At 59.2% G+C, this 10,194-nt stretch carries 6 protein-coding genes and 2 pseudogenes; all 8 read right to left on the bottom strand.

The genetic code is table 11. From position 1 onward, the window contains the following. Positions 1–62 precede the first annotated feature (62 nt). A pseudogene (locus tag WN73_RS12625) lies at positions 63–600 on the bottom strand (IS256 family transposase); the annotation flags it as partial. An 11-nt stretch (positions 601–611) separates the two neighbouring features. Next, positions 612–1,199, bottom strand: coding sequence for a TetR/AcrR family transcriptional regulator (locus WN73_RS12630; protein WP_271553045.1), 588 nt, complete (start codon positions 1,197–1,199; stop codon positions 612–614). Positions 1,200–1,393: 194 nt separating this feature from the next. After that, a complete protein-coding gene (locus WN73_RS12635; RefSeq protein ID WP_271553046.1) occupies positions 1,394–3,403 on the bottom strand; it encodes a hydantoinase B/oxoprolinase family protein in 2,010 nt (669 codons plus the stop codon). An 18-nt stretch (positions 3,404–3,421) separates the two neighbouring features. Then, positions 3,422–4,888 (bottom strand): NAD-dependent succinate-semialdehyde dehydrogenase, encoded by a 1,467-nt coding sequence (locus WN73_RS12640; RefSeq protein WP_271553048.1) that lies wholly within the window; start codon positions 4,886–4,888, stop codon positions 3,422–3,424. Between the two features lie 5 nt (positions 4,889–4,893). Beyond that, positions 4,894–6,933: a hydantoinase/oxoprolinase family protein gene (locus tag WN73_RS12645; RefSeq protein WP_271553049.1), complete on the bottom strand. Its 2,040-nt coding sequence runs from the start codon at positions 6,931–6,933 to the stop codon at positions 4,894–4,896. A 122-nt stretch (positions 6,934–7,055) separates the two neighbouring features. Next, complete coding sequence (locus WN73_RS12650; protein WP_271553051.1) at positions 7,056–8,468, bottom strand: NAD(P)/FAD-dependent oxidoreductase; 1,413 nt, start codon at positions 8,466–8,468, stop codon at positions 7,056–7,058. A 204-nt stretch (positions 8,469–8,672) separates the two neighbouring features. Beyond that, entirely contained in the window at positions 8,673–9,062 is a 390-nt protein-coding gene (locus WN73_RS12655) for a hypothetical protein (protein ID WP_271553053.1), read from the bottom strand. Between the two features lie 40 nt (positions 9,063–9,102). Further along, positions 9,103–10,125 (bottom strand): annotated as a pseudogene (locus tag WN73_RS12660) (IS110 family transposase). Positions 10,126–10,194 lie beyond the last annotated feature (69 nt).

Genomic DNA, 10,194 nt, shown 5'->3' on the forward strand with positions numbered 1-10,194 from the left:
TTCTAACGGTGCTCTCACGATCGCGTATGAAAATTCTCAAGGGCCTCAACGCAACGCTTACTGTCCAGGACGTTGACGGTCTTGTGCACCCAGCAGCGCTGGTGCCGCGTCCCGGGAAAGATCTCGTCGAGCGCCTTCCAGAAGCCCAGTGCGCCGTCGCCGACCGCAATTTCCGGGGCGATCTGCAACCCGCGCTGCTTGAGGTCGATCAGGAGCTCGCGCCAGCTCTGCGCGCTCTCCCGGACGCCGACCTGAAAGCCGATCCGCTTTCTTGCCTTCCGGCGTCGCGCCGATCAGCACCAGCGTGCATTCGCCGTGGTCCTCCATGCGGGCCTGCAGGAAGACGCCGTCGGCCCAGACAGATCGCGCTTCTGCCAACGCTCGTACTCGCCCTGCCACTCGGCCGTCAGCCGGGAGATCACCGCCGCGACAGGTTCGGCGCGTCCTTGCCCAGCAAAGCCGTCAGCGCCTCCTGGAAATCGCCGGTCGAGATGCCACGCAGGTACAGCACCGGTAACAGCGCATCCAGGCTCCGGGTGCGCCGCGCCACAGCGGCAGGATCGCCGAATTGCAGCGGCGGACCTTGGCGACCACAACGGGAATTGATGACCCTAATTGTTTGCAGCTAATTGACCCCGACGACGCTGAGCGGCGGCCTGGTCCAGGCGAGTCTTCAGGAGGCCAGCAAGAACGTCCAATTGACTTTGAAAGAACGAATCCTCGCGGTTCGCAAAGGTCTCGAGGAACATGCCGCGCATCGCCGAAAGGATGAAAGGGAGAAGAGCGATTAGCGTATTCTTGGTGCGATCTGAGAGGAAAGAATTGTCACGAATAGCTTCGTCCATCCGGTCCCGCGAGTTCCTTCGATGATCCGCCAACTGCTTGCATAAGGCCTTGTCGCTTCGCCAGCCTATGTTGATCTCCCAGACCGCCCAATACGCCGCCTTACCATAGACCGACCACAGCGACTTTATTAATGCATCAGCGAGTTCGGAGCTACCGCCCCTCCCCTCCCGGAGATCGGCGAACAACGCGATCACATGCGCGGTGACATCGTCCAGCACGGCAATAAAGAGGTCCTCCTTGGTCGCGAAGTGGTGATGTAACGCGCCGGTAGATAGGCCGGCTTGCTCCGCAATCGCGACGCTCGTAGCCCGCGCGAACCCCTGCGCACTGAGCACGGTTATAGCGGCGCTCACCAAAGCAGCTCTCGCAACTGCAGTTCGATCCGCCTGTGACCGTCGTGGACGTTGTGCTGTCTTGGACATCACACACTAATATCTCGTCGTGAGTCAGGCGTGAAGATGGCTTTGCGATCAAGCTGGTAAACATTTTGCACGATTCCGGCCCGATCACAGTATTCCAATTCGGTCCCAGATTGCACGAGCCGCGCTTATTCCGGTCTCAGCTGTCGCTCTGGGGACAATTCCGGGTACTGCAGAATAAGTGCGTCGAAAATGTCGTCGACCACCTCTGGACCATCCGGCGCTTCACCAACGGCGAGGCTGGCATCGAGCGCATCAAAAGCCTGATGCTTCAGGAAAAACCGCCAGCTCACGGGCAACTCGGCGAGGCGTCGTGTTAGTGCCATGTATCTCGCCTCGGTCCACTTCCTCTCGTGCGCAACCCTTACCGCGCCATAGCTGAAGTGCTCAAGCGCTGTGCGCTCGGCACGCTCCCGGCGTATGCAAGAAGTTTCGACTTCATCCAAGAGTCCATTGCTAATGGTCACACCGTACAGCTCGCGCGCATCGGCCACCGTCACATAGCCGCGGCGCACATCCTCTAATACCTTGGCTGGCACGCGCTCAAATGGATCCTCGTAGCCTCCTCCACCGCCACCTTCACAGCGGATGATATCGCCCGGCCGGCAGTTTACTAGATCGATGTTTCCCAGGTTCTCTTCAGAGGGTAACCCCGGATTCCGGATAAAGGTTGAGGTCCGCCCCGCCAATCCACCGAGCACGCCCCATGCGCTGAAGTGCGATCGATCGCGGTTGCGCGCGGTGACCAGCGTGTTAGGCGAGAAGACTTGAAATTCCATGACGGTTCCCAACCCACCGCGGTATTTGCCGGCTCCGCCGCTGCTAGGCACCAGGCCGTAGCGACGGATGCGGATCGGCACCTCGGCTTCGTTGATCTCCACTGGGGTGTTACGCAGAAAGGCTGAGTTGGCGCCCGAACCATCTGAACCGTCGGCACTTGGTCCGCCACCGGCTCCGCCACCGATGGGTCCGATTGAAGCCATGACCGTGCGACCATCCCTATCCATGGTTTTGACATTAAGGATCGACATGCCCGACGACGGGCACGCAGGCAACCGGTGCGGCGCGGCACGCGAAAAGGCGCCCAGCACCACCACTTGCAAGACCATGCATGTCAGGCTGCGCATCCCTACCGCTGCCGGCGGCTGCGGGTTCAGGACTGAACCTTCCGGCAAGATACAACGCGCAATACGCAACATGCCGGCATTCAGAAGCAAGTCCGGATTGAGCGAGTAAAGCACGTAGTTTAGGCCAACTAGCGGGAGGACGTGACGCTCGCGCCCACCCGTGGGCACGTTTAGAGAGGACGACAGCTGCGGATCACTTCCGGTGAAATCCAGTTCCAGTTCGCCATCGCGCACGCGCAGTGTCAAAGCAACGCGCATTGGCTTTCCATCAATAGCGGCGTCCTCGTCGGCGTAGTCCGCAAAGAAATATTCGCCATCCGGGATGGTGCGTGCCACAGTTCGTGCTTGCTGCTCCGAATAACGCAACAGCGCCTCGACACCATCACGGAATCGCTGAAGCCCAAAACGCTTTGCGACTTCGAGGATTTTACGTTCACCGGTAGCCAAACTCGCCAACTGAGCCTTCATGTCGCCTTGGTTCTGCTCGGGCGCGCGAACATTTGTGGCCATTAGCGACAACAACGATTCCTCGACCACGCCACTCCGCACGATCCTCATTGGCGGAAAACGAATGCCCTCCTGGTGCACTTCAGTCAGAGTTCGTGATAAGGACGCTGGCACTGCACCACCCATATCGGTATTATGGATGTGTCCTCCCACAAAGCAGATCAACTGTCCTTCGAGAAAGACTGGCTTCCACATCACCACGTCCGGGGTATGTGTGGCTACGTAACCGCTGTAAGCGTCGTTGGTGAACCAGACATCACCGGGCTCGTACGGGCCCACCAACTGCAACAAGGGGCCATAGTCCAGTCCAGCGTACCAAGTCGCTCCCAAAGTTCGCGGCGAGGCGAAAGTCTGACCGTCGGGAGTCATAATGGTACAGGAAAAATCCTCCGTCTCCTTGACGAATGTAGAATGCGCGGTACGCGCCAACGTGAAAGCCATGCTTTCCGCGGCCGCAACGCAATAGTTGGCGAACACTTGTAGCTCCGCTCTATCGAAATCCATGCTCGTTCTCATGAACCTTCACTGCAATCCAACGCACAGGTATTTCATTTCGAGGTACTCATCGATGCCGTATTTCGAACCTTCTCGACCGAGACCGGATTGCTTAACTCCGCCGAATGGGGCCACCTCGTTAGAGATTGCGCTGGCGTTGATACCGATCATCCCGAACTCCAGAGCCTCAGCAACCCGCCAGGCTCGAGCTAGATCGCGCGTGTAGAGATAAGCGGCCAGCCCATATTCTTTGTGGTTGGCTATCGCCAGCAGTTCGGCCTCCGTTTCAAAGCGAGCGACGCCGATTACCGGCCCGAAGGTCTCCTCGCGCGACATCACCATCGCGTGCGTGACGCCGGCGATCACCGTAGGCTGGAAGAAACCCAATTCGCCCGGCTTGCCGCCGGTAACTAGCTGGGCCCCCTGACGGATCGCGTCGTCCACATGCTGCTGAACCTTCGTCACCGCTTGCGCGTCGATCAGGGGCCCAATGTTGACGCCCGGGTCGAAGCCGTTGCCAACCCGCAGTGCTGCGCTGCGCTCGGAGATGCGTGCAACAAAGCGATCGTGGATACCAGCCTGTACGTAGAAACGGTTCGGCGAGATACACGCCTGACCCGCATTACGGTACTTGGCTGACAACGCGCCCTCGATGGCGCCTTCCAGATCCGCATCGTCGAACACGATGAACGGCGCATGCCCTCCGAGCTCTAAAGACACTTTCTTGATGGTGGACGCGCATTGCCGCATCAGAATGCGACCCACCTCCGTCGATCCGGTGAAGGACAGATGCGCCACACGCGGATCGCCGGTCAACACTTCACCAACCAATACAGAATTGGCGCTATCAGCGGTCAGGATGTTCAGTACGCCGCCCGGTATGCCAGCCCGTAAAGCAAGCTCGCCGATCGCGAGCGCCGTCAGCGGAGTTTGCTCCGCGGGCTTGACCACAATTGTACAACCTGCCGCAAGCGCGGGGGCCACTTTCCGCGTAATCATGGCCAAGGGGAAATTCCAGGGAGTAATTGAAACACAAACTCCGATCGGTTGCCTCAAAGCGAGTAGGCGCTTGTCGGAGTGCGGGCTCTGGAGCACGTCTCCGTCGATCCTCTTGGCTTCCTCTGCGAACCACTCGACGAACGAAACGCCGTATTCGACTTCAGCGCGCGCCTCGTTCAGCGGTTTGCCCTCTTCAGCTGATATCAGTACGGCGAGGTCCTCAGCGCTCTCGCACAGCAGGTCGTACCAGCGGCGCATCGTACGGGCCCTTTGTTTGCCCGTGAGCGCACGCCAGGATGGCAGGGCTCGCTCGGCCGCATCGATGGCAACAGTTGCATCGGCGGCTTCGGCGTTGGGTACACTCGCGATCTGGACGCCAGTGGCCGGATCCGCGACCGCAAACTGGGTCCCGGACAATGCAGCCTGCCATTGTCCGTCGCAAAGGAAATGCTGCTTCAGCAGCCCGGCTTCTTTAAGTCGCTCGGAGAGTTTCATGATGATCACACCGCTCTAATCAACAGGTTGCCGTGATGGTCAACTGTTACCTTGAAACCAGGCAGTACACAGGTGGTCGTATCATCCTGCACAACAACCGCAGGGCCATCAAAGCACTGGTTGGCACGCAACGCATTCCGCTGATAGAGCGGCACCTCACGGAAGGTCCCGTCCATGAAAACCTCGACCGAACGCAACGGCTGCGGTGGTTCGGTCGCTTCTTCGAGCGTCTGCAATGCCGGTTTAGGTGTCGGCGCTGTTATGATCAGGCGAAGTGCGATGACCTGAACGATGGCAGACTCGTCGCTATAGCCGTAGAGCTTCTCATGCTCACGGTGGAATGCTGCGCGCACAGTGGCGAGATCGCCTCCAGTGATAGAAGAAGGACTGAGCGGAGTATCGATTTCAAAGGATTGGCCGCGGTAGCGCATGTCGGCAGACAGACTGACCTCTGCCTCAACGTCACTACCGGTCTCCTCGCGGATCCAGCCGCGCGCGAGAGCCTCCAGTTCGGCACGGTCTTGATCTAGTTGCTCAAGGGTGGTGGCATCTAAATTATAATAGGTTGTCTTAACGAAGTCGTTTTTGGTGTCCGCGATTAGGCCACCCAGAGCGCTCAATACGCCCGGTGTCGCTGGCACAAGTATCTCATCGATATTCAGTGCCCGCGCCAGATGGCAGGCGAGCATCGGACCGGCACCGCCGAAAGGAAGCAACGTAAAGCTGCGCGGGTCAATTCCGAAGCGAGACACCAGTCGGCTGACGCCCGCGTACATGCCAGAAATAGCAACATTGACGATGGCTTCTGCGGTTTTATGGGGCTCCTGTCCGAGCGAACCGGCCAATTCTGCAATCGCTCGGATAGCAGCGTCGCGGTCAACTTGCACCGTACTGTAACCAAGAGCCGATTGGCCTAGAACTCCCATTGCGGCGAAAGCGTCGGTAATTGTGGGGCGCGTACCACCTCGACCGTAGCAGACAGGGCCGGGGTTGGAGCCGGCACTTTCGGGGCCGACCTTCAGGACACCGAACTCGTCAACCCGAGCAACCGAGCCACCGCCATCGCCAATTGACGACACTGACACGGATGGGATGTGGATTTGGAAGTCACCGATGTACTCCCCTGTGGCGTATTGCGGCTTTCCGTCGATAATGAGCGCGACGTCGGCAGTCGTACCGCCAATGTCAAGGCTCATGCAGTTGCGGATGCCGGACTGCTCGGCGATGTAAGCTGCACCAATGACGCCAGATGCGGTGCCCGACAGAATCATCTGAACGCAATTGGACTTGCCATGCTCGGCGCTCATGACGCCGCCGTTGGACTTAGTGACCTTCAGATCGGCCGGCACGCCGGTTTTCTTGAGCGCTGCTTGTAAACTCGACAGATAGTGTGCGACCTTTGGCTGCACATAGCTGCCAATAACAGCTGTCAGGGTCCGTTCGTACTCTCGGATAATCGGCCAAACCTCATGCGAACAAGACACAAATAAATCCGGTTGCGCACGTTTCAGGATCGCCTTGACTTGCTGTTCGTGCGCCGGGTTTCGGTAGGCATGCAGCAATGAAATCACAACGCCCTCGCATTCGGCGCGTTTCATCGCTTCCAAAGCGGCCAGCACAGACCTTTCGTCGACCGGCGTATCTACACTGCCATCGAAATTCAACCGCTCGACCACGCCAAAGACCCGGTCACGCGAAACCAGTGGCTCTGGTCGAGTGGACATCAAGTGGTACATGTCCGGAATCTTGAGTCGCGCAATATCCAACACGTCCTCAAAGTTGCGCGTTGTGATGAGGCCTAGTCGCAGACCCCGCCGTTGCACGACCGCGTTGACGCCGACGGTGGTGCCATGAGTAAAATAGATGACATCGCGCGCGTCGATACCGTAGCGACGGGCCAGACTGGCCATGCCTTCGAGCACTTCACTGCCCGGACTGTCCGGCCGCGAGAAAACCTTTAAGGTGCGAACACTGCGCGTCTGCGGGTCCAGGACGGCGAAATCCGCGAACGACCCGCCGATGTCCACGCCAATTCTCAGACTCATTCCGACATCTCCGAGAAAGGGTTCACTTGTCGAATTGCTTGTTCAACGCGTCGGCGAACCCATCGAGAACAGCTTGGGTGGCTTCATACAGCGTCGGTTAAAACGAGAGCTGGAAAGCCATGTCATGCGGCACTACGCGCCGGAGACGGCGCGGCGCGGCGGCGAGAAAGCTTTCGGTCCGCCACGTCTCGCAGTTGGAAGTAGGTACCGATCAGGGGCATGAACCAAGGTCGTCCGTGGTAGAGCGGGTGCGTCTGCAGAGGCGCAGCATATGAACTGGGTTCGGCTTCTGGCCGATCGAGAATCTGGCGCGCTACCTTGTGTCCGAGGTAACTCATCATGGTTACGCCGCTCCCGTTGCAACCGAGCGCGTAGTGCACGCCGTCCAACTTGCCGATGTGCGGCAAGAAGTCGAACGTCAAGGCGACACAACCGCCCCAACTGTGGCTGACCTTCACATCAGCGAGTTGTGGAAAACGGGCGATCATCTGAGTATGCAACACAGTGGCCGACTGGCGCGCGGTGAGCGGATAGAAACGAGCGCGACCACCAAACAGCAGCCGTTTGCCGTCGGGGGAGATACAGTAATAGTTGGTCACGCGGCGCGTCTCGACGACTGCACGGTCATTGGGAATCAACGAACGCCGAAGATCAGAGGGCAACTCCTCTGTGCAGATCTGATGCGAGGTCACTGGCACGACGCGGCGGCGCAGCGCTGGCATCAGCATTTTAGTGTACCCGTTTGTTGCGATAACTACTTCGCGTGCCCGAATGGTGCCGCGCTCGGTAGTTACCGCAAAGCGCGCGCCTCGACGCTCGATCTTGCTTGCCGGCGCATGGCTGCAGACGACGGCTCCGGAGGACTGCGCGGCCCGCAAAAGACCGCGGAAGTATTTGGCAGGATCAATATGCCCAGCGCGCGAAACGAAAACACCACCAGCGTAGTAGTCGCTAGCCAACTCCCGTCGCATCTCGTCAGGCGACATCTCGCGGATGTCCGCGCCTGTTTGCGCGTTGAGCAGCGGGATGCGTTCGGCCCAGCCCCGCAAATGCTCTGAGGTCCAGAGAGCAGTAATGCGCCCATTTCTACGATAGCTGCAATCGATGCCATAAAGGTCTAGTGTTCGCTCAAATAGCCGGTAAGCCTCGGCAGCCTCGGCAAGCATCGCCGATTCGCGCTTCTTCCATAAGTCGGAAGGCGCGCCACCTGACGGCTTCTTGCCTACATTGACTCCACCGGTCACCTGGCCGCCGTTGCGGGTACTGGCACCAATGCCCGGCACATCAGCCTCAAGCACCACCACGGACCTGGCATTTCGTGCCAATTCCAACGCGCAGGACAAGCCCGCGTAACCGGCGCCAACTACGACGACGTCTGTTTCTCGGGGAACCTCCACAAGAGGAAAGTCATGGGGGTTCCAATCGCCCCACCAGTAGGGTCTATCAATAAAGTCCGAAGGGAAGATAGTTGGGCCACCCACGGCTAGAGCCTTAAAACATACCGAATATGCGTTATGTAACTTTGTCTTTGGCATTTTGTCAACAGATATCTCGGAACCGGAACGCGGATCGGCCCCCGTGATGTAAGGCTCGGTCGTCGTGTCGGTGCGGCCATGGTTGAGCGCATTCCGTCTCGCGGCGATGTCGCCGCCAAATGCCCAGTGACATTCGGTGGCGACGCCGCCGCGCAGCAGAACGGCGGCAAAGTGCGACAGGAACTGACGCGCGCGCTCCGTTGCCTAATTCCAGATGCTGATCCGGGCATTGGAGCGTTTGATGAACGGGTTCAGGGCGTGCGACATATAGCGGTTGATCTGGCTGCGGAACGCAAGCGTCCGCGATGGAAGCACCCTGTCATTCACCCGTAAGCGCCAGGACCATGTCGCAGAACTCGAGATCAACCCCGCCCGATTGCAACGACCGGCTTGATCAGGATCGACGGTCACAACTGCTGACGTATATCCGGCTTCTTGATGCGGCTGGACAACGTCTCCGCCGCGAGCCTCGATGGTTTTCGCCCGCTTCCACCTCAACGGCCCCGAGACATCGGCGCGAGCCGTGCCGGTCCACACATCAGGTTTGGGAAGCGACGGGGTGACCGTTTCGCCATCTCCTGCCATTTGTTGCAATTGCTGGGTGAGACCTCCTTTCCTTGATTGCCGCTTCGCTTCAGGCCGCCTTCACCGACAGCGCCGACTCATAAGCCGCGTCGCCTGTGAGCATAGCCCACACGATCCGCGCATTCTTGTTGGCAAGAGCCACGGCCACGAAATTGGGATGGCGCCGTTGCCGCATCTTGCCGAGCCAGAGGCTTCGCGGATCCTGCTTGCCAGTAGCCCGGCTTAAAGCGGCGCGAGCTCCGTGAATCATCAGCGTCCGCAGGTATCGATCGCCGCGTTTGCTGATGCCGAACAAGCGGGCCCGCCCTCCGCTGGATCGCTGCTTTGGCACCAGGCCAAGCCAAGCCGCGAACTGGCGGCCGTTCTTGAAACAGCTTCTATCGCCCACGGCGGCGATCAAGGCTGTTGCCGTCACAGGTCCGACGCCTTCGATTTTGCCGAGCCGTTGGCACTGCTCACTCGTACGGAAGATTTCCCTTATCCGCCGGTCATAGGCTGCAATGCGGGTATCAAGCTCGGATAACTCCTCTTGCAATTCCCTCATGAGCGCTCAGAGCATCTCGCCGAGGCCGTCATTGATGCTCCCTACAATGACAGCGAGGCTGCGCCGCAGCTGCGTGATGTCACGGGCAATGACAATCCCATGCTCGGACAGCAGACTGCGAATCTGGCTGACGAGCCTGACCCGGTCGGCGACCAGGCGCCGGCGAATGCGGTGGACGGCCTGTACCGCCAGCTGATCGGTTGATTTCGGCGGTACGAAGCGTATGGACGGACGGCCGACCGCTTCGCAGATGGCTTCCGCATCGTTCTTGTTCGACTTGACGTATGGCGTCACGAACTGAGGGCTGATCAGTCGGACCTGATGGCCAAGCTCCGTGAGCACGCGAGCCCAATGGTGTGCCCCGTTGGAAGCCTCCATGCCGACCAGGCAGGCCGGTAAATTGGCGAAAAAGCCGGCCACCGCATCGCGACGCAACCTCTTTCGCACGACGACTTTCCCGTGGTTGTCGACGCCGTGAACTTCGAAGACATACTTCGCTAGATCTAGACCTATGCGAACGACCTGCATGACATCCTCCTTCACTGCAGTTGACGTTCGAGATTCCACCGCGGCAACGGCGGGGTCCATACCATTGGC

The sequence above is a fragment of the Bradyrhizobium sp. CCBAU 45394 genome, from assembly GCF_028128655.1.
Lineage (GTDB): Bacteria > Pseudomonadota > Alphaproteobacteria > Rhizobiales > Xanthobacteraceae > Bradyrhizobium > Bradyrhizobium diazoefficiens.

What these genes read in the sequence shown, in the direction of transcription:
- WN73_RS12635 (WP_271553046.1), bottom strand. Translation starts at nt 3,403, where the DNA reads ATGGATTTCGATAGAGCGGAGCTACAAGTGTTCGCCAACTATTGCGTT.
- WN73_RS12640 (WP_271553048.1), bottom strand. Translation starts at nt 4,888, where the DNA reads ATGAAACTCTCCGAGCGACTTAAAGAAGCCGGGCTGCTGAAGCAGCAT.
- WN73_RS12645 (WP_271553049.1), bottom strand. Translation starts at nt 6,933, where the DNA reads ATGAGTCTGAGAATTGGCGTGGACATCGGCGGGTCGTTCGCGGATTTC.
- WN73_RS12650 (WP_271553051.1), bottom strand. Translation starts at nt 8,468, where the DNA reads ATGCCAAAGACAAAGTTACATAACGCATATTCGGTATGTTTTAAGGCT.